We start from the raw sequence: 26,428 nt of genomic DNA on the forward strand, positions 1-26,428 counted from the left end.
CAGCATGGCGATGCGTCTGGCAGTGGTTCTTCTGTTTCTCTATTCCACCCCCATTCTTTCAGCTGCCCAGCCCGTTCCAGACGAGCCGGATGCGGCCCGTGAGCGCTTGATGAGTTTTATTGAAGACTGAAATAGACTGGCTTAATGATCAACGAAGCTGATGGTGACTATGGATAACGCTGAGTGGTTATCACAGCTTTTTTGATCGATTCTGTGGGCTCTGAAACATGCCCACGGAGAACACCATGGCCAGCTCAATCATCACTTCTGCCAAATACGGCGCCTACCTGGCCATAGGTCTCTATGTGACCATGGTGCTGGTGGTCAGCATTGCAGCGCAGTCGCAACACACCTTCGAAGCGCCGATTCAGGTCGCATATCCCGCCATCCAGTTTGAACACCGCGCTCAAAACGTGATGATCGATCAGACAGAACTGGCGGGAGTGGCAGGGGCATGAAAGGGGGCAAACTCTGGGTCATCGCCTTTCTGGCATTCATGACCAATGGCGCTTCGCTGCTGGGGTTCGGGCAAGGTTCGGCAGGTTCCGTAGCCCGCTCGATCGAAGCCAATCACAACCTCGCGCGTGACATTGAAACGGCCAAAGCCTTTGGGCTGCAGGCTGGCAATCCACCGATGAAACGCCAGGTCGATTTCTTCGGGCCGTTCCACGTCGATTGCTCGGTGCTGCGGATGTGTGATGTGTTCGCGTGAACCCTGTAGGAGCTGTCGAGTGAAACGAGGCTGCGATCTTTTGATCTTGCTTGTAAAAAACAAAGTCAAAAGATCGCAGCCTCGTTTCACTCGACAGCTCCTACACAGCTCCTACATTGACCGCGTTCTACTTTGCCATCACGGTGGTGAACAACTCTGACTCCAGAAACCGCTGCAACCACGCCTGCAACCGCACGTAAGGCGTTTGTGCAAACCACTCGCGATCGACATGGGCGAATTGCCGTATGAATGGCATCAGGGCCACATCCGCCAGCGTCGGATGCCCGACCAGCAAGTAATCGCGTCCATCAAGCAACTCATCCAGCTTGCGCAAGAACACCTCGCCCTCAGCCCGATAAACCGCCATCGGCTGCTCGGGATAACGCTCAGCGTATTTGTAGCGATTGAGGTGCACCTTGAACGCCTGATCGTTCTCTTCGATCAGTGCGCCAGTCAGCGCTTGCCCGGCAGGATCATCCTTGAGCAACCAGTCTTGCGGATCGTTCTGCGCCAAGGCCCAGCGCATGATCGCCAGGCTTTCATCGATGACCTGGCCGTCGACACTCAACACCGGCACCGTGCCCTTGGGCGATAGCGCGAGCATCTCGGGCGGTTTGGCCTTGAGGCTGACTTCGATGATATCCACCGCCACACCCGAGTAGCGCAGGGCCATACGCGCACGCATGGCGTAAGGGCAGCGGCGGAACGAATACAGCGTATTCATTTCACCTCCAGGGTGCTCAGGCCATTGCCTTGGCGCTGGACTTGAATCTGCACCGGAATCCGCTCGTGCATTTCCTGCACGTGGGAAATCACCGCGACCTTGCGGCCCTGCGCCTGCAAGCCGTCGAGGGCGTCCATGGCCAGTTGCAGGGATTCCGGATCGAGGCTGCCGAAACCTTCGTCGATGAACAGCGACTCGATTTTCAGCGTGCTGGAGGCCATCGATGCCAAACCGAGCGCCAGGGCCAGCGACACCAGGAACGTCTCGCCACCCGACAACGAATGCACCGAACGCAGTTCGTCGCCCATCTCTGTGTCCATCACCAGCAATCCGAGCATGCTGCCGCCGCGTTTCAGGCGATAGCGCCGCACCAGTTGGCGCAACTGCACGTTGGCGTGATGCACCAGCAAGTCGAGGTTGTAGGCCTGGGCAATCTTGCGGAAGGTGTCGCCAGTGGCCGAGCCGATCAACGCATTCAAACGCGCCCAGCGCTGGTACTCGGCGTAGGCGTCGGCGATCTGCTGCGCCAACGCCTGATTGGCGTTCTGCCGACGCTGATCCTCGGCCTGTTCCGCACGCAGTTCGGCGCAGCGGTGTTCGCTGGCGGCGAACAGGTTTTGCAACTCGGTCAGTGCCGTCGCCAATTGCTCGGCGTCGAGATTGCCGTTGTGCTGCGCCTGATGATTGAGCAGGCGCTGATCGCGTTCCTGCACGCGCACGCTGGCTTGTTCGATGGCTTTTTCGCTGTGCTGCAATTGCTGGCGCAGGTCGCTGACCTGCTGGTCGTCGACGCTCAGCAGCGTTTCCAGACCGCCGTCGTCGAGTTCCGGGTGCAAGGCTCGCCAGTCGGCGATCTTCGCGCTCAGCTCGTGGTCTTCGGTCTCCAGGGCCAGCAGGCGCTCTTGCTTGGCTTTGAGCTCGGCGGCCAGTTCGACCAGGCGCGTGCGCACGGTTTGCAGTTCCTGATTGGCCGTGACTTCGGCGTTACGCGCCTGATCAACGGCTTGATCGAGTTGCTGCTGCCATAGTTCGGCGCTGCTGTGTTCGCCGAGCAGTTGCGCCAGTTGCTGTTGGCACGTGTGGTGTTGCTCGGCGAGGACGCTGAACTGTTGTTGCGCCGCGTCCAGTGCCTGGGCACGGGCCAGTTGGCGGTCCTGTTCCTTTTCCAGCGTCTGCTGACGTTTTTGCTGTTCGCCGAGTTCATCGCGTTGCTGTTCGAGTTGCTCCAGACGCTGGGCGATCTGCCGGTCGAGCTGCATGAACGTAGCGGCCGGTTCGTGACGCAAGGCCTCCAGGGTTTCGGCCGGGAGCAGGGTGCTGAAGGCGCTGAGCTCTTCATCCAGGCGCTGGCGATCACTGCTCAGCTCGCGTTGCTGATTGCTCAGGTGTTGACTCGCTTGCTGGCTCGCCGCTTCGGCGCTGCGCAGTTGCTGCGCGAGGCGGGCGGCGTCTTGTTGCAGGGTGAGCAGGGCGGTTTGGCGCTGTTCGTCCTGGGCGATGCTCTGATTCAACTGGCTGTTTTGCTGGTGCAGCCAGGCATCACGTTTGATCGCGTCCTGCGCCAGCAACTGCGCCGATAGGGGATGCGCTTCCAGGCTCGGCGCCAGGCCTTGTTGCTGGGTGGCGAGTTGGTCTTGCTGCTGCAACAGCTCTTTCTGTTGCGCGATCAGGCCGCCGACTTCGGCGCGCAGGTCGGTGAGTTTTTCTTTCAGCAGATCAACTGCTTTTTGCGCGTTGGCCTGCTCGCTTTCATCATGGCGCCCGAGGCTTTGCAGCAAGGCTTCGGGTTGATGATAAGGGTGCTCAGGGCTGCCGCAGACCGGGCATGGCTGATCATCCTGCAACTGTTCGCGCAGTTCTTCTACGCTGGCGCTGCGGGCCAGGCGCTGGCGTTCCAGCAGTTCGCGAGTGACGCTCAAGGTCTGTTCGGCGACGACCAGTTCATTCTTGGTCTTCACGCCGTCCTGAGTCAGGCGATCACGTTCCTGCTGAGCCGTGAGCTGGCGCTGCTGAAGTTCTGCGCCGCGCTTGTCGATCTCCTGCTGACTGGCCCACAGTCGCGTCAGCTCTTCGAACGCTCGTAATTGTTTGCGGTTGTCCTGCAACAGGTTGCCCAACAACTGGATCTGTTCGGCCACGGCCTCGGGCTCGGCGCCGGCCTCTTTGTAGAGCACTTCCAGATGCTGTTTTTGCGCGGCCAGTTCTTCGCTGGCGCGGGCGGCACTTTGCTCAAGGGCGGCCAGCTCGGCCTGGCCCTTGTTCAAGCGATTGCCGATCAACATCAGCTGTTGCAGGCGATCACGGTAGGCGTTCCACGCATCGCTCAAGGGCGCCAGATGCGCGCTTTGCTCAAGCTCCCCGGCGATCCGCTGCAGACGCGCGGCCACTTGCTGTTGCTGCTCCTGCAAGCCTTGAATCGTGGTTTGCCCCTGAGTGCAGGCCAGTTCCGCTTGCTGCTTGAGGTCGGCGCTGACACTGACGTCTTTTACCAGACGGGCGAGGGCGCTTTGTGCTTCAAACGCCTGACGTAGCAACGGCGCGTTGGATGTGTGTTGGCGTTGGGCTTCGATCAGTGCTGTCTGCGCAGCGCTCAGGCTTTGTTCGAGTTGCGCCTGACGTGCGTTCAGCTCGGTCTGCTGCTGAGTGTGCTGCTGAATCTGCGCCGCCAGCGGTGTGAGCTGAGCCGTGAGCTCGGTCTTGCGGGCGAACTGATGCCGTTGCGGGGCCAGTTGTTCCAGTCGCGTCAGCTTCAAGCGTTCGCCAGCGAGGCTTTCCCACTGTTGCCGGGCACTGGTCAACTGCTCGTTGGCGCTCTGTTGCTCATCCTGCAACTGACGCAGGTCCTTGAGCCAGGTGTGCTGCAATTCAAGCTGCTTGAGCTGCGCCTGTTGGGTTTTGAGTTGCTGCTGCGCTTCGTTGAAACGCTCATCAAGCTCGGCTCGGGCTTCGGGTGCCAGCGGCGTCACGCCTGTGGCTTGATCCTGCAACAGCTTGTGGGCTTCGCGGGCTTCCTTGGCTTTGTCGAAGGCGCGCCGGCCGAGGCGGGTATAGAGCGCGGTGTCGGTGAGCTTTTCCAGCAGTTCGCTACGCTCGTTGTCGTTGGCCTTGAGGAAGGCACTGAACTCGCTCTGGGCCAGCAGCACGGCACGGGTGAACTGTTCGAAGTTGAGGCCCAGCACGGCTTCGAGCTGGGTCTTGAATTCGACTTTCTGGCTGGCCAGCAACTGATCCTGATCGATGTCGCGCAGGCTCTGACGGCTGGCTTGCAGCTTGCCGCCGGCCTTTTCCCGAGCGCGATTGGCTTCCCAGCGCGCGCGGTAACGACGGCCGTCGATCCCGACAAAATCCACTTCGGCATAGCCTTCACCGGTGCCACGACGCAGCAAGGTGCGTGGGTCGCCGGTGCTGATTTCGCCGTCGGCGTCCGGCGCTTTGGCAGACACCTGGGCATTGCTCAAGCGTGGCACGGCGCCGAACAGCGCCAGGCATAAGGCGTCGAGCAGCGTACTTTTGCCCGCGCCGGTCGGCCCGGTGATCGCGAACAGGCCGGCGCTGGCCAGCGGTTCAGCGGTGAAGTCGATTTCAAAAGGCCCGGCCAGCGAGGCCAGGTTTTTCAGGCGGATCGCGAGGATCTTCATGGTTGTTCGCTCTCCGTCTGCACGTCTTGCAACAGCTCGGCAAAGTCTTTCAGCGTTTGCTCATCAACCTCGCTGCCGTAGTTGTCCTGCCAGGCGCGGCTGAACAATTCCTGAGGCGTCAGTTGATCCAGTTCGATCAACGTGGTGCCATCATCGACGCCTTCGCGGCTGCCGTTTCCGGCGTATTCGGCGGCGATGCGCACCAGGCGCACGGCTTTGCCTTGCAGGGCGCTTTCCACTTGATGGCGCAAGTCGGGTTGCGGTTCGTCCAGACGCACGCGCACTTCCAGCCACGGTTGGCGCTGAATATCGGCGAGCAAATCGATGTTCGGCAGGTCGGCCAGTTGCAGCAGGATTTCCGCCAGCGGCGCCGGGCCGATGCGTTGCAGGTTCACGGCGCGGGGGATCAGCTTCGGTTCGACGCTGACCAGGGTTTCGCCCTCGAGCTTCACGTCGAGAATCTGATGCTGATAACCGATTTCCGAGAACGACAGCGGAATCGGTGAGCCGCTGTAGCGAATGCGCTCTTCACCGTTCACTTTCTGCGGCTTGTGCAAATGCCCAAGGGCGACATAGCTGATGCTCGGGCCGAACAGGCTGGCGGGCAGGGCTTCGGCGTTGCCGATGATCAGGCTGCGCTCCGAATCTTCCGACACAGAACCGCCCGCCATGTGCGCATGGCTGATAGCAATCAGCGCCTGACCCGGCTTGCGTTTGGCGTTGGCGGCTTCGATCAGCCATTCATGAACCTGACCGATACCGCGCAAATAGTTGTCGCCCAACTGCGCACCCGTCACTTCAGCGGGGCGCAGGAATGGCAGCGCCAGGCACCAGCCGGCAATCTCGCCGCTGGCATCCGGCAACGGCAGCAACAGCCGTTCGGCATCCAGCTGGCCGTCATCCAGCCACAACACCCGACCGAGGGCGTGAGTGCGCAAACGGCGCATCAACGGTGCCGGCAGCTCGATCCGCGAGCCGGAGTCGTGGTTGCCGGCGATGATCACAATGGTCAGCAGAGGCTGCTGCTCGTGGGCGCTGACGATGAATTCGTAGAGGCGTTCCTGGGCTTTGACCGGAGGATTGACCGTGTCGAAGATATCGCCGGCGATCAACAGCACGTCGGGCTGGTCCAGCTTCAGCTGGCGCAACAGCCACTCAAGGAAACAACCGTGCTCGAAATCGCGGTCCTGGCCGTGCAGGTTCTGCCCAAGGTGCCAGTCGGAGGTGTGAAACAGACGCAAGGCGAACTCCGTAGGAAATAAGGTAATGGCCGCGAGGAAAATGATGGCGGCGAAAAGGGAGAGAGTTTAATGGCAAAAGACCGGAGATGCGGAAAGCTTTGAAGGATTGTCTATTGATTGTCTGAAGTTTCAGTATGGTGGACAGCAGTCCGAAGTGACGTGACGGATGCTGTTGTGCAAGACCAAGGAGATTTGAATATTCAAGGAGATGTCATGATCCAAAGATTACTTCAACTTGACCAAGTGTCGTTCAACCTGCCCGACGGGCGCGTTCTGTTCGATCACTTGAATCACACCTTCAACTCCAGGGCCACCGGCATCGTCGGTGCCAATGGCTGTGGCAAGTCCTTGCTTGGCCGTCTACTGATGGGGGAGCAACTGCCCACCAGCGGCATCGTCCGTCGCGAAGGTCAGGTATACGCTGTGGCGCAGCTGTTGGAGCTCGAGCGCTATCCCACCGTTGCCGCGCTGGCTGGGGTCGACTTGATTCTGGCGGCGCTGGATCGTATTGCACAAGGCAGCATCGACGATGACGACCATGCGTTGGCGGTCGATCAATGGGATTGCGCCACGCGCCTTGAGGCGGAGCTGGAGAAGATCGGTCTGGGGCATTTGAACGCGGACTCGCGTACCGACACCTTAAGTGGGGGCGAGCGGCAGCGTGTGGCGCTGCTGGGGGCTTGGCTGTCTCGGGCCGACTGGCTCATTCTGGATGAACCCAGCAACCACCTGGATATTGATCAGCAGCACAAGCCACGCAGCAGATCAATCGTTGGTCCAACGGTCTGATTTTGATCAGTCACGACCGGGGGCTTTTGGAACACATGAGTGAAATTGTCGAGCTCTCGCCGTTGGGGCTGGCGGCCTATGGCGGCAACTACAGTCAGTATGTGGCGGCGCGCGAACAGGAACAGCAGTCATTCCAGTCGGCATTGCAAGGAGAGAGGGCACAGGCCAAGCGCGAACAACGTGAAATGGTCGTGCAGATGGAACGTCAGCAACGGCGCAGTGCACGTGGCGACCGCCAGGCCCGCGACGGCAGTCAAACCAGGCTGATCACCAATGCTCAAAAAGAGCGCAGCGAAAACAGTCAGGGGAAATTGCGCCTCAATCAGCAGTTGGCCCGGGAGCAGCAGCAACATCGTATTGCCGAGGCCCGGGCGCGGTGTGCTCCGGACATTCAGCGGATGATGTTGTCCCCCGAAAGCGTAGTGCCCAATGGCAAGCTGCTTGTGCAACTCAATGACGTGATTCTCCCGTTCGGTTACGCAGCGCCGATCAATCTAACGCTGGCCGGGCCTGTGCGCATGGCCATTTCAGGTGCCAACGGCAGCGGCAAGTCGACCCTGTTGCAAGTCATCGCTGGCCAACTGCCGGTGAGCGAAGGCGAACTCATACGCAGTTGCCATGTTGGCTGGCTGGATCAACACGCGGGGTTGCAGCACCCCGAACGCACGGCGGTGCAATGGCTCTACGAGAGTAATCCGGAGTTGCCCGAAGCCGAGGCGCGAACCCGGTTGGCGCAGATGGGTATTGATGCGGATCGGGCGACGCTCAAGACCTGTCAGTTGAGTGGGGGCGAGCGTTTGAAGATAGCCTTGGCGGCGCAGTTGTACGCCCAGCGGCCGCCACAGTTACTGTTGCTGGATGAGCCGGATAACCATTTGGACTTGCCCAGCAAAATAGCGCTGGAGCAGATGCTCAATCAGTATCAGGGGGCATTGATTGTCATCTCTCACGACAGCGCTTTTTTACAGGCGATTCATCTGGATGCCGAGTTTCATCTCAACAGTTAGACAGCATTACTTGGGATACAACGGCGGCAACCCACTGTCACCCACCGGATCATGAACCCGCTCGGCAATCGGGATTGCCTTGATCGCCCGCCACAATTCTTCGCCTTGCCAATACTGGCCGGTCTCGCTGTAGAGCGCGCCGTTCAGGCCGTCCAGCGCGTCGGACAGTGGCACGAAGCGGGCGGCCATGTCGGCCAGGGTTTCCGGTTGTTGCCGGGCCCAGGCGTCGAGGGCCTGGCGGGTGGCGTGTGAGTCGTTGGCCTGGCAGGCGCGTTTGAGTTCATCGAGCACCGTGCGCGGGCTCGGGCCGGCCTGCGCGGCGCGCGAGATTGCCGGTTGCCAGCGCGCCCGCCACCAGAGGCCGAAGCCCAGCAGGGTGGTGCAGGCGAGGATCAGTGTGGCGAGTTTCCAGCGCCAAAGGGTTTCGCTGTCGGCCGTGGACGTGAGTGGGGCGCCGCTGGCCGGGGTGTCGACCACGAGACTTGGGTTGTTCGCCACTTGCAGGGTTCGGGCGGGCAGGCTGCTGTGTTCCAGGTGGTCTTCGAAGGTGTTCCACCAGACTACCTCCACCGATGGCAGCTCGATGGCGCCACTGCGGCCAGGCACCAGGGCCTCGCGTTCTTCACGGTGGCCGACCAAGCCGCGTTCGGTGCTTTGGTTGCTCAACACCGGTTGATCCGGGTAGCGGCGCAGGCCGTTGACGTCCGTGGCGGGCAACGGCGGCAATTGCGAACTGGCCAGGCCTTCGGCCTTCAAGGTCAGGCTGCGGGTCAGCGAGTCACCGACCTGCGTGTGGTCCGGCTCCGGGTTCCAGCTTTCGCTCAGTTCCAGGCTGCGCGCCGGTAGCCACGGTATGTCGGCCGGGTAGGTAATGGGTTTGGCCTTTACTGTCAGCAGAATCGGCGCAGAGCTGACGCGCATCAACTTTCCGGTTTTTGCCCCTTGGGCTGCAGGATCCTGGGGGGGCTGGGTGTCCACCAGCGTGGCACTGAACATCTGCGCCGGGATGGTCAATTCACCGCTTTGTTGCGGATAAATCGCATAGCGCATTTCGATCACGCCATGGCGCAGACCGTTGATGGTTTTTTCGTAGGTGCGTGTCTCACCCAGCTGTTCAATGCGCGCGTCTGGAATCTGCAGCGGGGTCAGGCTGCTGTCGTCGTACAGCGAGACCGAATGGTAGATGCGCAACGTCAGGATGGCCTGGGCCTGTACGTACACACTGGTCTGATCCAGGCTGGCGTCAATGAACACCGGAGCCAGTTTGTTGGTGGTGTCCTGGGTTTCACTTTCGACCACTTGCACGGTGATCGGTTGGCTATTGGCCTCGCCCAACTGCAACGAAGGAATCGTCACGCTGCCGTTTTCCTTGGGCAGCAAGGTGATGATCCAGCGCGTGGTGGCGCGGTTATCGCCGTTGAGCGTTGTCAGTTGGTTGACCTGACGAGTGCCGCGCACCTCGAACTGCGGTTCCAGCGGCGCCAGATCAGGCTTGCCGAACTGCGTCACGTCGTTGGATTCCAGGGTCAGTTCGACTGTTTCGCCGGAGTTCAGGCGACTGCGGTCGACACTGGCGACCAGTTCCGCCGCCTGGGCCTGAACGGCACAGAGCAACAGCGCGAGGATGAAAAGGGTGAAGCGGGTCATCGAATTTTTCCCTGATCCTGATGTTGTTGCTGTTCGTACCAGAATTTGCGCCTGAGCAGTTCACCCGGGTCATCGGGGATTTTACGTAGCCATTGCTCAAGCGCCTGACGCTGTTCGCCATCGATGTTGTCGTTGGCCGGCCGCAGCGGTGGCGTGGTGGTTTGTTCATCCCCCAGTTCACTGCCCGGGACTTCATTGGTGCCCGGTTTTGGCGGTGTGGTAGGCGACTGATTAGCCTCCAATGCAGCCTGCTGGGCGTCGGATTGCGGTTCACCACTGTCCGATGGCTGGGTGGCGGCGCCCGGCGGCGGCTCTTGCGCGGCGGTGTCGGTTTGCTCGCCTGCGTTTTTGTCCGGCTCGGCCGGCGGCGGGGTGTTTTTCTGCTTGAGCAGACTTTCCACCAAAGCCTTGTTGGTCTGTGCCGGGCGCAAATCCGGCTGGCGCTCCAACGCTTGATCGTAAGCATCCAGCGCTGCTTCCAGGTCGCCGTTTCGGGCCAGGGCGTTGCCACGATTGTAGTGGGCGTGGGCGTCATTGCCTTCGGCGAACCGCTGGGCGGCACCGGCATAGTCGCCGGCTTCATAGAGCGCCACGCCTTGCCACTGCGGATCTTCAAAATGTTGCGCGGCCTTCGCCGGATGGCCTTGCTTGAGCAGGTGCAAGCCGCGTTGATCGGGACGCAGCCACAAGTCTTCAAAATCGAAGGCATAGCTCGGTTGCGGCAGCGCCAGCAACAGCGGCAGCAGGCAGAACAACCAGCCGCGTCGACCGGCGCAGCCCGCCAGTAGTAGCAACGGTAGCAGCAGCCAGTAACCCTGATCGGCCCAGGTGTCGAGGCGCAGGGTCTGGCCGTCGTTGCGCAGATTGCGTGGACCGTCGAGCAGGCCGAGGCCGCGCAGGTCGGAATCGTCAAGGCGCGCCTGGTGATAACGCCCGCCAAGGTCATTGGCAAACGCTTTCAGGCTTGGGCTGTCCAGGTGCGGCACCAGAATCGCGCCCTGATCATCTTTGAGGAAACTGCCGTCCTCTTGGGCCACCGGCGCCCCTTCAGCGGTGCCGATGCCAAGCATCAGAAACTGCGTCGATTTGCCGTCCAGCGCCTGATCAATGCCCTCACGCTCCAGGTCGGTCAGGGTAGAGCCGATCAGCAGGATCCGGCCTTCGCCCAAATCACTTTGGTGGAGCAGGGACAGGGCCTTGGTCACCGCGATATCGGCACGATGGCCGGCCACGGGCATCAGCGATGGTTTGAGCGCGTCCAGCAGGTTGCGGCTGGTGGAGAGGTCGTCCGACAAAGGCACCAACGTGTGTGCGCTGCCGGCATAGACGACAATGGCTGTCTGGGCGTCGCTGCGGTCTTGCAGCAGGTCCAGCAGCTTGCGCCGGGCTTGCTCCAGTCGGTTGGGGGCGACATCGGTGGCGAGCATTTCCGGGGTCAGTTCAAGCACGACGACCACCGGGTCGGCGGGTTTCTGGCTGATTTGTTCGACCCGCTGCCAGCTCGGACCCAGCAGGGCCAGAACGGTCAGCACCCAGGCAATTCCCAGGGTGATCCACGGCAGTTTGCTGTCGCGACCGCCGCCACCGCTCAGTAGCGCGGCGTGAAAGGCCGGCGGCAGAATCATCTGCCAGCGTCCGGCACGTTTCTGCCGATGCCAGAGCTGCCAAATCAACCAGCCCAAGACGGGCAACAACAGCAGCCACCAGGGACGGAACCAGTACGGCCACAGCGCACTCATCGGCGCCTCCGCAGGCGCAGGCGGTTGAGCCGCTGGCGCCAGTCAGGCAATTGCGTTTGCAAAAACAGATCCTTGGTGAACAGTCGCTGCAGCGGGTTATCCGGCCAAAGCTCGCGCACCACCAGCAACATGCTCAGCAGCAGCGCCAGCGCCAGGGGCCAGTGATACAGCGCCTGAGCCGGGCGGGCCTGGGTCGGTTGCTGGGTCACCGGTTCGAGTTTGTCGAGGGTGTCCTTGATCGCCTGCAATTCCTTGCCGTCATGGGCGCGGAAATACTGGCCGCCCGTGGCTTGGGCGATGGCCTTCAAGGCCGGCTCGTCGAGGTCCAGGCTCGGGTTGATCCCAAGAAACCCTAACGTACCGCTTTGCTCCGGGTCGGCGCCGATGCCGATCGGGTAGATTTTCACGCCTTCGCTGGCCGCCAGGCGCGCCGCGGTGAGCGGATCGATTTCACCGCCATTGTTGGCGCCGTCGGTCACCAGAATCAGCACGCGGCTTTGCGCCGGACGCAGGCGCAGACGCTTGAGAGCGAGGCCGATGGCATCACCGATGGCGGTGTTCTTGCCGGCAATACCGATGCGCGCTTCGTCGAGCCACACGCGCACGGTGTGCCGGTCGAACGTCAGCGGCGCTTGCAGGTAAGCCTGGCTGCCAAACAGGATCAGGCCGACGCGGTCGCCTTCGCGACTTTCAAGGAAGTCACCGAGCAAATGCTTGACCAGCGACAGGCGGCTGACGTCTTCGTCCTGCCATTGCATGTCGGGAAAATCCATGGAGCCGGACACGTCCACCGCCACCAGCAAATCGCGACCACTGGCTGCGATCGGCAGCGGTTCGCCCAGCCATTGCGGGCGAGCGGCGGCAATCAGCAACAACAGCCACAGCAGGATGAACGGTGCTTGCTGGCGCCATGCCGGCAAGTTGGCCCGGGCGCGGCGACGGGCCAGGCCTTCGAGGTCGTTGAGGAAACTGACCTTGAGCGCCGGTTCGCCGCTGTCGGCCACCGGCAGCAGGATGCGCATCAGCCAGGGCAGCGGCAGCACGGCAAAGATCCACGGCCAGGCGAACTCAAACATGTTTGCGAATCCAGGTGTCGACGGCTTGTGTCAGGCCGGCGATGGCCTTGTCGTCGAGTTTGCATTCGGGTTTGTAGGCGCCTTCGACCAGCACCATCCAGCGGGTCAGGCCGGCGGCCGGGCAACGGTTGTCGAGGAACGCCAGCCATTTGCGCCCGTTGAGGGTGTGGCTCTGGCTGTAGGGGTAATGGTTGCGGCAAAGGCGCTTGAGCAAGCCATTAAGCTGCTGCAGCCAGGCGCCGGCCGGTGCGCCGTCATAGGGCTTGGGCATCAGCGCCAGTTCGGCCAGCGCGGCGATACGCACCGGATCCAGCGGTTGTTCGGCACGCACGACAGGGCGTTTGTTCGGAATGAAGCGCCGCGCCTTCCACAGCCCGAAACCGATCAGCGGCAGCAACAACAGCAGCAGCCACCAGCCCGGCGCGGGTGGCCAGAAATCGATGGGTGGCGGGGTTATCAGTGGTTGCAATTGATCGAGGCTGCTCATCGACCTTTCCCCGGTTTCTGTGGGTTCAAGTACTCGCGCAGTTGCTCGACCATCTCGCTCTGGGTGCTCAGCGGCATCAGCAAGACCCGCAACTTCTGCGCCAGCAGTTCCCAGCGGGCGATGCGGGCTTCGGCCTGGGCTCGGTAGGTTTGGCGCAGGTCGAAATTGAGCGTGTCGAGTTCCAGCTGCGCGCCACGCTCGGCAAAGCGCAAAAGCCCGGCGGCGGGCAGTGCGTGGTCCAGCGGGTCGGACAGCGGCAGCAGCAACAGGTCGCAATGGCGCGACAACAAGCTCAGCTGCTGCTCGGAGCCTTCGGTCAAGGCGCGTTCATCGCAGATCAAGATCACCAGACTGCCAGGGCGCAGCACTTCCCGTGCGCGACGCAGGGCCAGATTGAGCGAATCGCGGTGCTGCTCGGTCTCGGTGTGCAGCGACTGGTTGACCCGTACCAGGCGGTTGAGCAACTGCAGAAGGCTTTGCTTGCTGCGCCGGGGTTTGATCTCGTAATGCTCGTTGTCGCCGAATACCAGCCCGCCGACCCGGTCGTTGTGACCCAGGGCTGCCCAGCCAATCAGGCTTGCCGCCTGGGCCGCGAGCACTGATTTGAACATCAGTCCGGAGCCGAAAAACAGCCGGCGGCTTTGCTCGACCATGATGAAAATCGGCCGCTCGCGTTCTTCGTGGAACAGTTTGGTGTGCGGTTCCTGGGTCCGGGCGGTGACGCGCCAGTCGATGGTGCGCACGTCGTCGCCGGCCTGATAGACCCGCACCTGATCGAAGTCCACGCCGCGCCCGCGCAGCTTGGAGTGGTGCAGGCCGATCAGCGGGCTGCGCTGGCTCGGCGTGGAAAACAGCTGCACTTCGCGCACGCGATGGCGCATCTCGATCAGCTCGGAGAGGCTGACGCGGATGCCCGGCTCGGGCGGCAGGGGGGCGTTCATCGGGGTCAAGCGACGGCTACGACGTCGAGAATCCGCTGGACCACCCGGTCCTGGTCGATGCCAGCAGCTTCGGCTTCAAAGGAAAGAATGATGCGGTGGCGCAACACGTCGAACAACACCGCCTGGATGTCTTCCGGGCTGACAAAATCGCGACCCGCGAGCCAGGCGTGAGCCCGGGCGCAGCGGTCGAGGGCAATCGAGCCGCGTGGACTGGCGCCGTAGGCGATCCACTCGGCCATTTCCGGGTCGAACTTGCCCGGCGTGCGCGTGGCCATAACCAGTTGCACCAGGTATTCCTCCACGGCGTCGGCCATGTACAGGCCAAGGATTTCCTTGCGGGCGGCGAAGATCGCCTGCTGGCTGACCCGGCGTTCGGGTTTGGTTTCGCCGTTCAGCGCTTCGCCACGGGCCTGTTGCAGGATCCTGCGCTCGACGGCGGCGTCCGGGAAACCGATTTTCACGTGCATCAGGAAGCGGTCGAGCTGGGCTTCGGGCAGCGGGTAGGTGCCTTCCTGCTCGATCGGGTTTTGCGTGGCCATCACCAGAAACAGCGGCGATAGCTCATAAGTGCTGCGCCCGACACTGACCTGACGCTCGGCCATGGCCTCCAGCAGTGCCGATTGCACCTTGGCCGGGGCACGGTTGATTTCGTCCGCCAGCACCAGGTTGTGGAAGATCGGGCCTTGCTGGAATACGAAGCTGCCGGTTTCCGGGCGATAGATTTCCGTACCGGTGATGTCGGCAGGCAGCAGGTCAGGGGTGAACTGGATACGGTGGAACTGGGCTTCGATGCCTTCGGCGAGTTCTTTGATGGCCTTGGTCTTGGCCAGGCCAGGGGCGCCTTCGACCAGCATGTGGCCGTCGGCAAGCAGGGCGATGAGCAAGCGCTCGATGAGTTTTTCCTGGCCGAGAATCTGCGTTGAAAGAAAGGTTCGCAGCGCTAGCAGCGCTTCACGATGTTCCATCGATGACTGTTCCTGGAAAGGGTGACCGAAGACGTTCGAATAACGCCAGGGCTGGGGGCGTTACTTTAATCCATCGCGGGGGGCGGCGACTAACGGCATTTTGAGCAAAGTGCGGGAATTGACTGGAGAAAGTGTTGGAGTTTTGTGAGGTTCGAAGGTTGACGGTGTGCTTTCGGGCCTCATCGCGGGCAAGCCCGCTCCCACAGGAGACCGAGTTGTTTCATGAAAATGCGATCAAATGTGGGAGCGAGCTTGCTCGCGATGGGGCCGGTTCAGGCACTCAAGAATCCAAGGCTTAGAGTTCGCTTATATAAGTGCCGATGCCATCAAGAATATTCTGCAAGGTCTCTTCCACTTCCGGCAGGTCGCTGGCATCGGTGTTGTGAATGATTTCCAGGGAATCTTCGCCATTGAGCGCATCGGCGTCGGCTGCTGCGATTTCGATCAGCAGGCGGGTAGGGCTGAGGGTGACTTTCACGCCATCGAGCGTTGAAGGCGTGTCCTGGAAGATGATTTCCAGCTCTTCCTCATCTGGGAAGCGACTCATCAGAAACATCTCGCCATCATCGCTGGTGCAGCAGAGCATGGCCAGGTTGTCTTCTTCGTCATCGCACGGGTTGACGATCAACTGTTCGGTGGTGATTTGCATGGGGGATTCCTGGCTCGGCGAGCGTTATGAACGCAATAAAACCCGATTCTGCCAGCCTGTGGGAATTTCTGCTCGTCTGAGTGTCAGAGGAAGTGTCGTGAACACTTGAAGTGTTGCTGGTCATTTCGAGGACGGATGTGCGGTAAAAACGGGCATAAAACGCCCATTTTCCTGCACGACTGCTAGTGTTGTTCGAGGCGCATGCCGAGAGCTGCGTACCGATGACCGAATATGTCGCAGCGCCGCAAGCACAGGCCTTGCCGCACTCGTTAAGCTGCGCATCGAATGGATACCTGTAAAGACATTGTGCAATTGATCGCAGAGTCGTTTTTGCAGATGCCCATTCTTGGAAGGTGAATGTGACCTGAGTGTCTCGTCCAGCTTCACCCACCTGTCACCCTGTTTCCTCTGCCCGAGAATCAGGAACAGGGTGACGGATCGCCCCGAAAGGGGTTTTGCACGCGACGCTTCCATCAATAACAAGCCCAAGCGGAGTACCACAGATGGCGTTCTTCACCGCAGCCAGCAAAGCCGACTTCCAGCACCAACTGAAAGCGGCACTGGCGCAGCACATCAGTGAACAGGCACTGCCACAAGTGGCGCTGTTCGCTGAACAATTCTTCGGCATCATTTCCCTGGACGAGCTGACCCAGCGTCGGTTGTCCGACCTCGCCGGCTGCACCCTTTCTGCGTGGCGCCTGCTTGAGCGCTTCGATCACGCGCAACCGCAAGTGCGCGTCTATAACCCTGATTACGAGCGCCACGGCTGGCAGTCGACCCACACCGCGGTCGAAGTGCTGCACCACGACCTGCCATTCCTGGTGGACTCGGTGCGCACCGAGCTGAATCGTCGCGGCTACAGCATCCATACCCTGCAAACCACCGTGCTGAGCGTGCGTCGCGGCAGCAAGGGCGAGTTGCTGGAAATCCTGCCAAAAGGCACCCAGGGCGAAGGGATCCTGCAAGAATCCCTGATGTACCTGGAAATCGACCGTTGTGCCAACACGGCCGAAATGAATGTCCTGAGCAAGGAACTGGAACAGGTTCTCGGCGAAGTCCGCGTCGCGGTCGCCGATTTCGAGCCGATGAAAGACAAGGTCCAGCAAATCCTCACCGGCCTGGACAACAGCAAGTTTGCGGTCGATCCAGAAGAAAAAGCCGAGATCAAAAGCTTCCTGGAATGGCTGGTGGGTAACCACTTCACCTTCCTCGGCTATGAAGAATTCGTGGTGCGCGACGAAGCCGACGGCGGCCACATCGTCTACGATCAGGACTCCTTCCTCGGCCTGACCAAGCTGCTGCGCACTGGCCTGACCTACGATGACCTGCGCATCGAAGACTACGCCGTGAACTACCTGCGCGAACCGACCCTGCTGTCGTTCGCCAAGGCCGCGCATCCGAGCCGTGTGCACCGTCCGGCTTACCCGGATTACGTGTCGATCCGTGAAATCGATGCCGACGGCAACGTGATCAAGGAATGCCGTTTCATGGGCCTGTACACCTCCTCGGTGTATGGCGAGAGCGTGCGGGTCATCCCGTACATCCGCCGCAAGGTCGAAGAAATCGAGCGCCGCTCCGGCTTCCAGCCCAAGGCTCACCTGGGCAAGGAACTGGCGCAGGTGGTCGAAGTGCTGCCGCGTGATGATCTGTTCCAGACCCCGGTCGACGAGCTGTTCAGCACCGTGATGTCGATCGTACAGATCCAGGAACGCAACAAGATCCGCGTGTTCCTGCGCAAAGACCCGTACGGCCGCTTCTGCTACTGCCTGGCCTACGTGCCGCGCGATATCTACTCCACCGAAGTGCGCCAGAAGATCCAGCAAGTGCTGATGGATCGCCTGAAAGCCTCGGACTGCGAGTTTTGGACTTTCTTCTCCGAGTCCGTGCTGGCGCGCGTGCAGCTGATTCTGCGCGTCGATCCGAAGAACCGCCTGGACATCGACCCGATTCTGCTGGAAAAAGAAGTGGTGCAAGCCTGCCGCAGCTGGCAGGACGACTACGCGAGCCTGGTCGTGGAGAGCTTCGGCGAAGCCCACGGCACCAACGTGCTGGCTGACTTCCCGAAAGGCTTCCCGGCCGGTTACCGCGAGCGTTTCGCTGCCCACTCGGCTGTGGTCGACATGCAGCACCTGCTGAGCCTGAGCGAAAAAAATCCACTGGTCATGAGCTTCTATCAGCCACTGGGTCAGGTCTCGGGCCAGCGCGAACTGCACTGCAAGCTGTATCACGCCGATACCCCGCTGGCATTGTCCGACGTGTTGCCGATCCTGGAAAACCTCGGTCTGCGCGTACTGGGTGAATTCCCGTACCGCCTGCGTCACAACAACGGCCGCGAGTTCTGGATTCACGATTTCGCGTTCACCGCTGCCGAAGGCCTGGAACTCGACATCCAGCAACTCAACGACACCTTGCAGGACGCTTTCGTCCACATCGTGCGTGGCGATGCCGAGAACGATGCATTCAACCGTCTGGTACTGACCGCCGGCCTGCCATGGCGCGACGTGGCGTTGCTGCGTGCTTATGCTCGATACATGAAGCAGATCCGCCTGGGCTTCGACCTGGGTTATATCGCCAGCACACTGAACAACCACACCGACATCGCTCGTGAGCTGACCCGGTTGTTCAAAACCCGTTTCTACCTGGCGCGCAAGCTGACCGGCGACGATCTGGAAGACAAGCAGCAACGTCTGGAACACGCGATTCTGACGGCACTGGACGACGTTCAGGTGTTGAACGAAGACCGCATCCTGCGTCGCTACCTGGACCTGATCAAGGCGACCCTGCGCACCAACTTCTACCAGACTGACGCCCACGGTCAGAACAAGTCCTACTTCAGCTTCAAGTTCAACCCGCACCAGATCCCTGAGCTGCCGAAGCCAGTACCGAAGTTCGAAATCTTCGTTTACTCGCCTCGCGTCGAAGGCGTGCACCTGCGCTTCGGCAACGTTGCTCGCGGTGGTCTGCGCTGGTCCGACCGTGAAGAAGACTTCCGTACCGAAGTCCTGGGCCTGGTAAAAGCCCAGCAAGTGAAGAACTCGGTCATCGTGCCCGTCGGCGCGAAGGGCGGCTTCCTGCCGCGTCGCCTGCCACTGGGCGGCAGCCGCGACGAGATCGCGGCCGAGGGCATCGCCTGCTACCGCATCTTCATTTCGGGCCTGTTGGACATCACCGACAACCTGAAAGACGGCGCCCTGGTGCCGCCGGCCAACGTTGTGCGTCATGACGACGATGACCCGTACCTGGTGGTAGCTGCCGACAAGGGCACTGCAACCTTCTCCGACATCGCCAACGGCATCGCCATCGACTACGGCTTCTGGCTGGGTGACGCGTTTGCGTCCGGTGGTTCGGCCGGTTACGACCACAAGAAGATGGGCATCACCGCCAAGGGCGCGTGGGTCGGCGTTCAACGCCACTTCCGTGAACGCGGCATCAATGTCCAGAAAGACAGCATTACCGTAGTCGGCGTCGGCGACATGGCCGGTGACGTGTTCGGTAACGGTTTGTTGATGTCCGACAAGCTGCAACTGGTCGCAGCCTTCAACCACCTGCACATCTTCATCGACCCGAACCCGGAGCCTGCCAACAGCTTCGCCGAGCGTCAGCGTCTGTTCGACCTGCCGCGTTCGGCCTGGTCGGATTACGACACCAGCATCATGTCCGAAGGCGGCGGGATCTTCTCCCGTAGCGCGAAAAGCATCGCGATTTCCCCGCAGATGAAAGAGCGTTTCGACATTCAGGCCGACAAGCTGACACCGACCGAGCTGCTGAACGCCTTGCTCAAGGCGCCAGTGGACCTGTTGTGGAACGGCGGTATCGGCACTTACGTCAAGGCCAGCACCGAAAGCCACGCCGATGTCGGCGACAAGGCCAACGATGCGCTGCGCGTGAACGGCAACGAACTGCGCTGCAAAGTCGTGGGCGAGGGCGGTAACCTCGGTATGACCCAACTGGGTCGCGTCGAATTCGGCCTCAATGGCGGCGGTTCCAACACCGACTTCATCGACAACGCCGGTGGCGTGGACTGCTCCGACCACGAAGTGAACATCAAGATCCTGCTGAACGAAGTGGTTCACGCCGGCGACATGACTGACAAGCAACGTAACCAGTTGCTGGCGAGCATGACCGACGAAGTGGGCAACCTGGTACTCGGCAACAACTACAAGCAGACCCAGGCGCTGTCGCTGGCTGCCCGTCGTGCCTTGCCGCGTATCGCCGAATACAAGCGTCTGATGAACGACCTGGAAGGCCGCGGCAAGCTGGATCGCGCCATCGAGTTCCTGCCGGCTGAAGAAGCGATCAACGAGCGCGTTGCGGCAGGCCATGGCCTGACTCGTGCCGAGCTGTCGGTGTTGATCTCCTACAGCAAGATCGACCTCAAGGAAGCGCTGCTCAACTCCCTGGTGCCGGACGACCACTACCTGACGCGCGACATGGAAACCGCTTTCCCGCCGAGCCTGGTGAGCAAGTTCTCCGACGCCATGCGCCGTCACCGTCTGAAGCGCGAAATCGTCAGCACCCAGATCGCCAACGATCTGGTGAACCACATGGGCATCACCTTCGTTCAACGACTCAAAGAGTCGACCGGCATGAGCCCGGCGAATGTTGCGGGTGCGTATGTAATAGTTCGGGATATCTTCCACCTCCCGCACTGGTTCCGTCAGATCGAAGCCCTGGACTATCAGGTTTCGGCCGACGTACAACTGGAGCTGATGGACGAGCTGATGCGTCTGGGCCGTCGCGCTACGCGCTGGTTCCTGCGTGCCCGTCGCAACGAGCAGAACGCTGCCCGTGACGTCGCGCACTTCGGTCCGCATCTGAAGGAGTTGGGTCTCAAGCTCGACGAACTGCTGAGTGGCGAGATCCACGAAAACTGGCAGGCTCGTTATGAGGCGTACGTCGAAGCCGGTGTGCCTGAGTTGCTCGCACGCATGGTGGCCGGGACTTCGCACCTGTACACCTTGCTGCCGATCATCGAAGCCTCCGACGTGACTGGCCAGAACCCTGCAGACGTGGCGAAGGCTTACTTCGCCGTGGGCAGCGCGCTGGACATCACCTGGTACCTGCAACAGATCAGCGCACTGCCGGTTGAAAACAACTGGCAAGCCCTGGCCCGTGAAGCGTTCCGTGATGACGTCGACTGGCAACAACGTGCGATCACCATCTCCGTCCTGCAACAGGGCGACGGCACTCAAGACGTGGAAACACGTCTGGCGCTGTGGATGGAAGAGCACGAAGGCATGATCGAACGCTGGCGCGCCATGCTGGTAGAAATCCGTGCCGCCAGCGGCACTGACTACGCCATGTACGCGGTTGCCAACCGTGAGCTGCTGGACCTGGCGTTGAGCGGGCAAGCAGTGGTGACAGCCGCAGCGGCTGTCAGCGCTGACGAGCTGGAGCCTGCGGCCTGATATCAGCCGCTGAATGAAAAAGCCCCGTCTCGAAAGAGGCGGGGCTTTTTTTGTGCCTGAAGGTTTTAGGGTGGCTGTTCAGGCCCTATCGCGAGCAAGCTCGCTCCCACAGGGGGACGCTGTCAACTGTGGGAGCGAGCTTGCTCGCGATGGGACCATCAGCCTCAATACAACTTCCAACCGGTTATATTATTAAGCATCGACACTTTATCTGTCGGGCTGGTCAGTAAATTATTGAGTGACTGGTCAAACTTTTGCAGTGCGCGAACTTGCACATTCTGTTGTTCGTTAATGTCCGCGACGATCTCTTCGCTGCGTTTAAAGTCTGCCCATACAGGACTCAATTCTTTAGCGTCATGCCCCTGTGCGGTGCCGATGTAATTAAAGTGGGCGTCATAAAAATCGGCACTGACATCAGACTGAATGTCGGAACTGCGCGAAGTGATCAACTGACTGCGGCTGTCGATAATCGCCACGACATCGGGTTTCGCCGCTTTGAGACTTTGCAGGTCCGGGTACACCGTGACCGAACCGAACTGACGCTGCAGGGAGGCCTTGACCCAGTCCACGGCGAGATCGGGCTTGGAGGTGGCAACGTAAGCATCGTGAATCGACTGCACCAGCAGGCTCTGGCCGAAACCGGTGCCGGCATTGGCTTGGTAATCCTGAAGGTAGGCCCGGTTGACCTGGGTATTGCGGCTGTAGATGACGCCCAGCGAAACATGGCTGCCATTGGTGATGCGCGTGGCATTGCTGCGACCGACCGGTGGCATCGAGAGGCCGTCCAGGGAAGACACGGCCGTGGGTGCAGTGGGGATCGAGCAGCCCGTTAATACAACGGTCATTGTTAAGGTACTGACAAGCGCAAGTTTCATGGTGTTTCTCCAGTGAAACAACTTGGGTTTAAGCATCTTAGTTGCCGGAGATAATCGCGGTGATTCCAGACTAAACCTGTCGCGACTGATTGAAATAGCCAGCACTCAACTTGTCGGTTGATCCCTAGTTTTATTTGGTTTAAAAGTTTTCAGTTAATGCCGCGTGGAAATAAAAAGGCCCGAACATCTAGTTCGGGCCTGTTTATTTATGGCTGCGTGTTCAGCCATCAGTTTTCCAAGGGGATCAACACTTTTTCGTCCGGGGACAGCACCATGAATACCAGCAACTTCGCAGGTTTGGTCTTGCTGGCATTTTTCGAGACCAGATGCTCCGAGCCAGCCGGTTCGTACCAGAACTCACCGGCCTTGTAGGTGATTGCCTTTTCACCCTTCACTTGCGAGGTGATCGATCCCGACAGCACGTAGGCCATGGCGGTGCCTTCATGCTTGTGGGCGATAGAGGATTGTCCCGGCTTGTAGTCGACTTCGATCATCAATGCTTTTTTCCCAGGCACGTTTTTCAGCATTTGGTCCTGCAGGACCGTGACCTTTTCCGAAGGGTCGTGGGCAAAGGCCGAGGCGGATACGGTCAGGGCGAGGGCGGCGAGGGGGGCAGCAAGGAAACGCAACGCTTTCATGGTTCTTTACCTGCGGTGGTTATCGTCAGGACCCACGATAGTCCCCGGGTCAGGGCAATCAAACAGCCAATATTCGCGAAGGTGAGGGGACCAATCCATCGCTGCATTGGCGATAGCAAATGCCAGGCAGCACAAGGCTGCGTTCGGCATGAACGCAGCCTTGCAGTGTTCGGCAGTTGCTACAGAAGGTTAGCGAAGCGGAAAGCTGTTGAAGTCGACGGAGTTGGCCAGCTGGCTGTCGATCAGGCTAATGAAGCCTTGTACTTCAGGGCAGTTGAAATGCATCTGCATGGCCGCTTCCGATTGCCAGCGGGCGCTGACGTTCCAGCGGTTGCTGTCCTCGGGGCAGCGGTCGACCATATAGGATTCGCAGCCCGGTTGCTGACGCAGGGTTTCGACAATCTTTTGCAGTTGCTTACCCAGTTCTTCCGAGCGGCCGGCGGCGGCCTTCACCTTTACGGTATTGATCACTTCGTTGGACATTGCTCACACTCCTGAATCAGGCCGGACGAATCCTGCTCATTGAGGGATAACGCCTATGCAGGATAGGCCTGCACCTGGGGACCGCCAATAGCCAATCGCCGGATAAAGCCGCAGACCAATCGGTCAGGCTACCTGCTGCAAAATGTCGCGCAAACGGTCCAGGGCGGTGTCGATGTCCAGGGTATCGATGGCGCCAAATCCCAGGAAAAACCCGGCTTTTGGCGCTTGCTGGTAGTAAAAGCTGTCGATCGCATAGAGCCCGACTTCGACCTTCTTGGCCAGCTCGATGACCAATGGAATATCGATAGGCACCTTGCACATCACCACCATGTGAAACCCGGCAGTGGTGGGCACCGGTGCAAGCCACGGCGAAAGGTCACCGGCCATGCGCGACAGGATCCGCTCGCGGCGTCCGGCATAGATCGTATGGCAGCGCCGGATGTGCTTGAGCAGGCAGCCTTCGGCGATGAATTTGGCCAGCGCCCATTGAGGCAGGGTCGAGGTGTGCAGGTCGGTGAGTTGTTTGGCGCGGATAACGGCGTCGAGAATCGCCGGTGGCAAAATCGCATAACCGAGCCGCAGTTCCGGCAGCATGGTTTTCGAAAACGTGCCGACGTAGGCGACGATGCCGCGCTCATCCATGCTTTGCAGTGAATCGGTGGGCCGGCCTTCGTAGCGGAATTCGCTGTCGTAATCATCCTCGATGATGATCGCGCCCAGCTCGTACGCGCGCTCCAGCAGCGCCACCCGACGCGCCTGACTCATGGGCATGCCCAGTGGGAACTGGTGGGAAGGCGTGACGTAAATCAGCCGGGTGCCCAAGGGAATCTTGTCCACTTGAATACCTTCGGCATCCACCGGCACGCCGATGACCGTGGCGCCGTGGGTGCCGAACAACAAGCGCGCCGGCGGATAACCGGGGTCTTCCATCGCGACGATGCTACCTGGCCGGTTCAGTACCCGGGAAATCAGGTCCAGCGCCTGTTGCGCGCCGTTGCACACCACCACGTCTTCGTCCTGGCAATTGACCCCGCGAGAAAACGCGATGTGCCGTGCGATGGCGTTACGCAGGGCTGGCAGGCCTTCGGGCAAGCTGTAGAAACCCTTGGACGCGGTGATCTGGCGCAATGCATGCGAGGTGCAGCGGCGCCAATCGTCCTGGGGGAACTGCCCTTTGCTGGTGGCGCCACCGATGAAATCGTAGCGCAGCGAGCCTTCCAGGTTCGGATGCCGCAGAAACACCGGCAGATTGCGCCAGGACTCGATCACTTCAAAACTCGCCAGCGCCGAATGGCTTTGCTTGGGTAAGGGTTTCGCCGCCCGGGCGTTGACGTAAGTGCCTTTGCCAATGACGCCGGTCAGGAAGTTTTCATACGTCAGCTGCGCATAGGTGTCGGAAATGGTCTTGCGCGAAATGCCCAGTTGCTCGGCCAGCAAACGACTGGGCGGCAATTGCGTGCCGGCTGCCAGGCGGCCGGTTTCAATGGCGCTGCGCAGTTGGTTGTACAACTGGCCTGCCAGGTCCTTGCGGCCGTTGATGACAACATGAAGTTCCATACCGGCGAGGCTCCTGGGCGATTGAGGCGCGTGTGCGTCGCGCCAGATTACCCGCAAGGGCCGTCGTGCAGAAGTTGCGCGGGCAAAAAAGCGGCGATTGGTCTGCTGCCGGCTGGTCCACGGCTTTTTCGCGCAATTGGATCTGTAACGTGCCTGCGTCAGCGCCTACCGTGGAAGCAACCCTTCAATCCAAGAGGCTGCCACCATGAGTTCCCGCCTGGATTACTACAGCGCCTCGCCCAAGGCGATGAAAGCGATGATCGCGATGGAAGCCTTGACCAGCAACCTCAGCATCGAGCCAGCGCTGTTGCACTTGATCAAGATCCGCGCCTCGCAAATCAATGGCTGCGCCTTCTGCACTGACATGCACTCGGTGGATGCACGGCGTCTGGGTGAGACCGACCGGCGCTTGTATTCGATCGTGGTGTGGCGCGACAGCGGCTTCTTCAACCCCCGTGAACGGGCGGCGCTGGCCTGGACCGAAGCGGTGACGTTGCTGTCTGAAAGCCATGTGCCGGACGACGTGTATGCATCGGCCCGGGAGCAGTTCAGCGAAACCGAAATGGTCGACTTGACCATCGCCGTCACCACCATCAATAGCTGGAATCGCCTGGCGGTGAGCTTTCGGCAAACCCCCAGCGGCTGAATCGATTTTCCATCGGGGTGTCACGTCAGGTTCATAAACGCTGCGCAGGATGAGGTTTTACAGGACAGATCGACAGGGAGTCATAGATGGCATTCATGGTATCCACTCGCGCCGCCGGTATCGATCCGGTGCTCGCGCAATCCTTCAGGGTGAGCGCCCGCTGCGGTTGCTTCATGCAAGCGGCCCGCAGCCTCAATATCAAATCGACCCAGTTGCGCAAACACCTGGCGCAGCTTGAAGCGCAATTGCAGTGTTCGCTGTTCCATCATCAGGACGCTGGCGTGGCGTTGAGCCGTGAAGGGTTGCAGCTTCAGGCGCAGTTGATCGCCCTGGCCCATGAGCACGACGTACCGGTGATCGAACAGCCGCTGATTAGGCTGGCGGTGGCCGAGTCGATCCTGCATGACATCCTTGGACGTGATCTGGTGGCGCTGCTGCGCCGCAACGCCAGCGTTCGCCTGGACATCATCACGCTGGACAGTGAACTGGCCCTGCAAGCGATCAGTGCCGATGTGGTGCTGTGGCTGGCCGGCACCGATTCACCGCTGCCGGGCCCGAGTTTCGCCATCAGCGAACCCCAGCCGCTGGCGCGCCTGGAGTATCTGCCGCACATCGCCAAACGCTATTCGCGAGTCACCGCGCGGCCGGATAGCCTGGATGACCTGGCCGATTTCCTGTTGGTGCAATGGCAGCATGATCGGCAGGTCGAGAGTTTCCGGCCATGGAACAGCGTGGTGGATCAGCGCCTGGCCGGCGTGGTGCAGTTGCATTCTTATGAGTTGATGCTGGAGATGATCCGTTGCAGCGCTTGCATCGGCCTTTTGCCGCAGTACATGAGCCAGTTTGACCGTGGCTTGATCGCGTTACCCGGGTTGTTCGAGCAACCGATGCAGCGCCAGGTGTGGATGGCGGTCAATGCCGAATCCCGGCAGCGGGCTGACGTGCAGGTGATCGTGGAATTGATCCAAAACACCTTCAATGAGCGTCGGGAGTGGTTCCAAAGCTGACCGCGGTCAACTGTAGGAGTGAGCCTGCTCGCGATGGCGGTGCATCAGTCGACATCTATTTTGAATGTTAGTCCGCTATCGGGGGTAGCCATTTCATTAGGGTAATGCTGTTCGCTTTTGGGGGTGGGGGCATATCCGTTTTTGGGGTGACGGCCGCTATTGGTTCCGCCCTGACGGCGGGTCACTTGGAAGAGCGCCA

20 protein-coding genes and 1 pseudogene are annotated in these 26,428 nt (G+C 60.5%); 7 read left to right on the forward strand and 14 right to left on the reverse strand.

Annotation, left to right across the window (positions count from 1 at the left end; genetic code table 11):
- The first annotated feature begins 4 nt into the window (after window positions 1-4).
- From QRN31_RS21620 to QRN31_RS21630, 3 genes are all read left to right on the forward strand, one after another.
- Window positions 5-130, forward strand: a complete 126-nt coding sequence (locus tag QRN31_RS21620) for a hypothetical protein (RefSeq protein ID WP_255141673.1) — start codon at window positions 5-7, stop codon at window positions 128-130.
- A 115-nt stretch (window positions 131-245) separates the two neighbouring features.
- Window positions 246-458, forward strand: coding sequence for a hypothetical protein (locus QRN31_RS21625; protein WP_222586362.1), 213 nt, complete (start codon window positions 246-248; stop codon window positions 456-458).
- Window positions 455-712 carry a hypothetical protein gene (locus QRN31_RS21630; RefSeq protein ID WP_222586363.1) on the forward strand — a complete coding sequence of 86 codons (258 nt, stop codon included), beginning with the start codon at window positions 455-457 and terminating at the stop codon, window positions 710-712. The genes QRN31_RS21625 and QRN31_RS21630 overlap by 4 nt, the downstream gene beginning before the upstream one ends.
- Window positions 713-839: 127 nt before the next feature.
- Here the strand turns inward: QRN31_RS21630 and QRN31_RS21635 are convergent, their stop codons facing one another.
- The 3 genes from QRN31_RS21635 to QRN31_RS21645 are packed head-to-tail and all read right to left on the reverse strand — an operon-like array spanning window position 840 to window position 6,315.
- Window positions 840-1,436 carry a glutathione S-transferase gene (locus QRN31_RS21635; protein WP_285434448.1) on the reverse strand — a complete coding sequence of 199 codons (597 nt, stop codon included), beginning with the start codon at window positions 1,434-1,436 and terminating at the stop codon, window positions 840-842.
- The gene (locus QRN31_RS21640; protein ID WP_285434449.1) at window positions 1,433-5,074 is read right to left on the reverse strand and encodes an SbcC/MukB-like Walker B domain-containing protein; all 3,642 of its coding nucleotides are present in this window, start codon (window positions 5,072-5,074) and stop codon (window positions 1,433-1,435) included. Before QRN31_RS21640 ends, QRN31_RS21635 begins: the two co-directional genes overlap by 4 nt.
- Window positions 5,071-6,315: an exonuclease SbcCD subunit D C-terminal domain-containing protein gene (locus QRN31_RS21645; protein ID WP_285434450.1), complete on the reverse strand. Its 1,245-nt coding sequence runs from the start codon at window positions 6,313-6,315 to the stop codon at window positions 5,071-5,073. The genes QRN31_RS21640 and QRN31_RS21645 overlap by 4 nt, the downstream gene beginning before the upstream one ends.
- 213 nt (window positions 6,316-6,528) lie before the next feature.
- Between QRN31_RS21645 and QRN31_RS31460 the strand changes: the two are divergent.
- Window positions 6,529-8,111, forward strand: a pseudogene (locus QRN31_RS31460) (ATP-binding cassette domain-containing protein).
- Between the two features lie 6 nt (window positions 8,112-8,117).
- Here QRN31_RS31460 and QRN31_RS21660 read toward each other — a convergent pair.
- The 7 genes from QRN31_RS21660 to QRN31_RS21690 form a co-directional block, all read right to left on the reverse strand.
- Window positions 8,118-9,758 (reverse strand): BatD family protein, encoded by a 1,641-nt coding sequence (locus QRN31_RS21660; protein WP_285434454.1) that lies wholly within the window; start codon window positions 9,756-9,758, stop codon window positions 8,118-8,120.
- Complete coding sequence (locus QRN31_RS21665) at window positions 9,755-11,497, reverse strand: tetratricopeptide repeat protein (protein WP_285434456.1); 1,743 nt, start codon at window positions 11,495-11,497, stop codon at window positions 9,755-9,757. Before QRN31_RS21665 ends, QRN31_RS21660 begins: the two co-directional genes overlap by 4 nt.
- Window positions 11,494-12,573, reverse strand: coding sequence for a vWA domain-containing protein (locus tag QRN31_RS21670; protein WP_285434458.1), 1,080 nt, complete (start codon window positions 12,571-12,573; stop codon window positions 11,494-11,496). Before QRN31_RS21670 ends, QRN31_RS21665 begins: the two co-directional genes overlap by 4 nt.
- The gene (locus tag QRN31_RS21675; RefSeq protein WP_285434460.1) at window positions 12,566-13,060 is read right to left on the reverse strand and encodes a DUF4381 domain-containing protein; all 495 of its coding nucleotides are present in this window, start codon (window positions 13,058-13,060) and stop codon (window positions 12,566-12,568) included. Before QRN31_RS21675 ends, QRN31_RS21670 begins: the two co-directional genes overlap by 8 nt.
- Complete coding sequence (locus QRN31_RS21680) at window positions 13,057-14,001, reverse strand: DUF58 domain-containing protein (protein ID WP_285434461.1); 945 nt, start codon at window positions 13,999-14,001, stop codon at window positions 13,057-13,059. Before QRN31_RS21680 ends, QRN31_RS21675 begins: the two co-directional genes overlap by 4 nt.
- Before the next feature lie 5 nt (window positions 14,002-14,006).
- Window positions 14,007-14,966, reverse strand: a complete 960-nt coding sequence (locus QRN31_RS21685; RefSeq protein ID WP_020800601.1) for an AAA family ATPase — start codon at window positions 14,964-14,966, stop codon at window positions 14,007-14,009.
- Window positions 14,967-15,261: 295 nt separating this feature from the next.
- A complete protein-coding gene (locus QRN31_RS21690) occupies window positions 15,262-15,615 on the reverse strand; it encodes a hypothetical protein (RefSeq protein WP_208668626.1) in 354 nt (117 codons plus the stop codon).
- 503 nt (window positions 15,616-16,118) lie between these two features.
- Between QRN31_RS21690 and QRN31_RS21695 the strand changes: the two genes are divergently transcribed.
- Window positions 16,119-21,023, forward strand: coding sequence for an NAD-glutamate dehydrogenase (locus QRN31_RS21695; RefSeq protein WP_285434464.1), 4,905 nt, complete (start codon window positions 16,119-16,121; stop codon window positions 21,021-21,023).
- A 164-nt stretch (window positions 21,024-21,187) separates the two neighbouring features.
- Here QRN31_RS21695 and QRN31_RS21700 read toward each other — a convergent pair whose 3' ends face one another.
- The 4 genes from QRN31_RS21700 to pdxR form a co-directional block, all read right to left on the reverse strand.
- Complete coding sequence (locus tag QRN31_RS21700; RefSeq protein ID WP_285434465.1) at window positions 21,188-21,898, reverse strand: ATPase; 711 nt, start codon at window positions 21,896-21,898, stop codon at window positions 21,188-21,190.
- A 227-nt stretch (window positions 21,899-22,125) separates the two neighbouring features.
- The gene (locus QRN31_RS21705) at window positions 22,126-22,536 is read right to left on the reverse strand and encodes a cupin domain-containing protein (protein ID WP_259155130.1); all 411 of its coding nucleotides are present in this window, start codon (window positions 22,534-22,536) and stop codon (window positions 22,126-22,128) included.
- A gap of 189 nt (window positions 22,537-22,725) precedes the next feature.
- Entirely contained in the window at window positions 22,726-23,019 is a 294-nt protein-coding gene (locus tag QRN31_RS21710) for a putative quinol monooxygenase (protein WP_285434467.1), read from the reverse strand.
- 123 nt (window positions 23,020-23,142) lie between these two features.
- Window positions 23,143-24,576, reverse strand: a complete 1,434-nt coding sequence (gene pdxR, locus QRN31_RS21715) for a MocR-like pyridoxine biosynthesis transcription factor PdxR (RefSeq protein WP_285434468.1) — start codon at window positions 24,574-24,576, stop codon at window positions 23,143-23,145.
- A gap of 205 nt (window positions 24,577-24,781) precedes the next feature.
- Here pdxR and QRN31_RS21720 point away from each other — a divergent pair, with 205 nt between their 5' ends.
- A complete protein-coding gene (locus QRN31_RS21720) occupies window positions 24,782-25,222 on the forward strand; it encodes a carboxymuconolactone decarboxylase family protein (RefSeq protein ID WP_285434469.1) in 441 nt (146 codons plus the stop codon).
- Window positions 25,223-25,308: 86 nt separating this feature from the next.
- The gene (locus QRN31_RS21725; RefSeq protein WP_285434471.1) at window positions 25,309-26,229 is read left to right on the forward strand and encodes a LysR substrate-binding domain-containing protein; all 921 of its coding nucleotides are present in this window, start codon (window positions 25,309-25,311) and stop codon (window positions 26,227-26,229) included.
- Window positions 26,230-26,428: the final 199 nt, after the last annotated feature.

This window comes from Pseudomonas sp. fls2-241-R2A-110 (assembly GCF_030209165.1).
GTDB lineage: Bacteria > Pseudomonadota > Gammaproteobacteria > Pseudomonadales > Pseudomonadaceae > Aquipseudomonas.

Bases quoted from the DNA above. Each gene is read 5' to 3' on its own strand.
- QRN31_RS21620 (WP_255141673.1), top strand. From the start codon at position 5: ATGGCGATGCGTCTGGCAGTGGTTCTTCTGTTTCTCTATTCCACCCCC.
- QRN31_RS21625 (WP_222586362.1), top strand. From the start codon at position 246: ATGGCCAGCTCAATCATCACTTCTGCCAAATACGGCGCCTACCTGGCC.
- QRN31_RS21630 (WP_222586363.1), top strand. From the start codon at position 455: ATGAAAGGGGGCAAACTCTGGGTCATCGCCTTTCTGGCATTCATGACC.
- QRN31_RS21635 (WP_285434448.1), bottom strand. From the start codon at position 1,436: ATGAATACGCTGTATTCGTTCCGCCGCTGCCCTTACGCCATGCGTGCG.
- QRN31_RS21640 (WP_285434449.1), bottom strand. From the start codon at position 5,074: ATGAAGATCCTCGCGATCCGCCTGAAAAACCTGGCCTCGCTGGCCGGG.
- QRN31_RS21660 (WP_285434454.1), bottom strand. From the start codon at position 9,758: ATGACCCGCTTCACCCTTTTCATCCTCGCGCTGTTGCTCTGTGCCGTT.
- QRN31_RS21665 (WP_285434456.1), bottom strand. From the start codon at position 11,497: ATGAGTGCGCTGTGGCCGTACTGGTTCCGTCCCTGGTGGCTGCTGTTG.
- QRN31_RS21670 (WP_285434458.1), bottom strand. From the start codon at position 12,573: ATGTTTGAGTTCGCCTGGCCGTGGATCTTTGCCGTGCTGCCGCTGCCC.
- QRN31_RS21675 (WP_285434460.1), bottom strand. From the start codon at position 13,060: ATGAGCAGCCTCGATCAATTGCAACCACTGATAACCCCGCCACCCATC.
- QRN31_RS21680 (WP_285434461.1), bottom strand. From the start codon at position 14,001: ATGAACGCCCCCCTGCCGCCCGAGCCGGGCATCCGCGTCAGCCTCTCC.
- QRN31_RS21685 (WP_020800601.1), bottom strand. From the start codon at position 14,966: ATGGAACATCGTGAAGCGCTGCTAGCGCTGCGAACCTTTCTTTCAACG.
- QRN31_RS21690 (WP_208668626.1), bottom strand. From the start codon at position 15,615: ATGCAAATCACCACCGAACAGTTGATCGTCAACCCGTGCGATGACGAA.
- QRN31_RS21695 (WP_285434464.1), top strand. From the start codon at position 16,119: ATGGCGTTCTTCACCGCAGCCAGCAAAGCCGACTTCCAGCACCAACTG.
- QRN31_RS21700 (WP_285434465.1), bottom strand. From the start codon at position 21,898: ATGAAACTTGCGCTTGTCAGTACCTTAACAATGACCGTTGTATTAACG.
- QRN31_RS21705 (WP_259155130.1), bottom strand. From the start codon at position 22,536: ATGAAAGCGTTGCGTTTCCTTGCTGCCCCCCTCGCCGCCCTCGCCCTG.
- QRN31_RS21710 (WP_285434467.1), bottom strand. From the start codon at position 23,019: ATGTCCAACGAAGTGATCAATACCGTAAAGGTGAAGGCCGCCGCCGGC.
- pdxR (WP_285434468.1), bottom strand. From the start codon at position 24,576: ATGGAACTTCATGTTGTCATCAACGGCCGCAAGGACCTGGCAGGCCAG.
- QRN31_RS21720 (WP_285434469.1), top strand. From the start codon at position 24,782: ATGAGTTCCCGCCTGGATTACTACAGCGCCTCGCCCAAGGCGATGAAA.
- QRN31_RS21725 (WP_285434471.1), top strand. From the start codon at position 25,309: ATGGCATTCATGGTATCCACTCGCGCCGCCGGTATCGATCCGGTGCTC.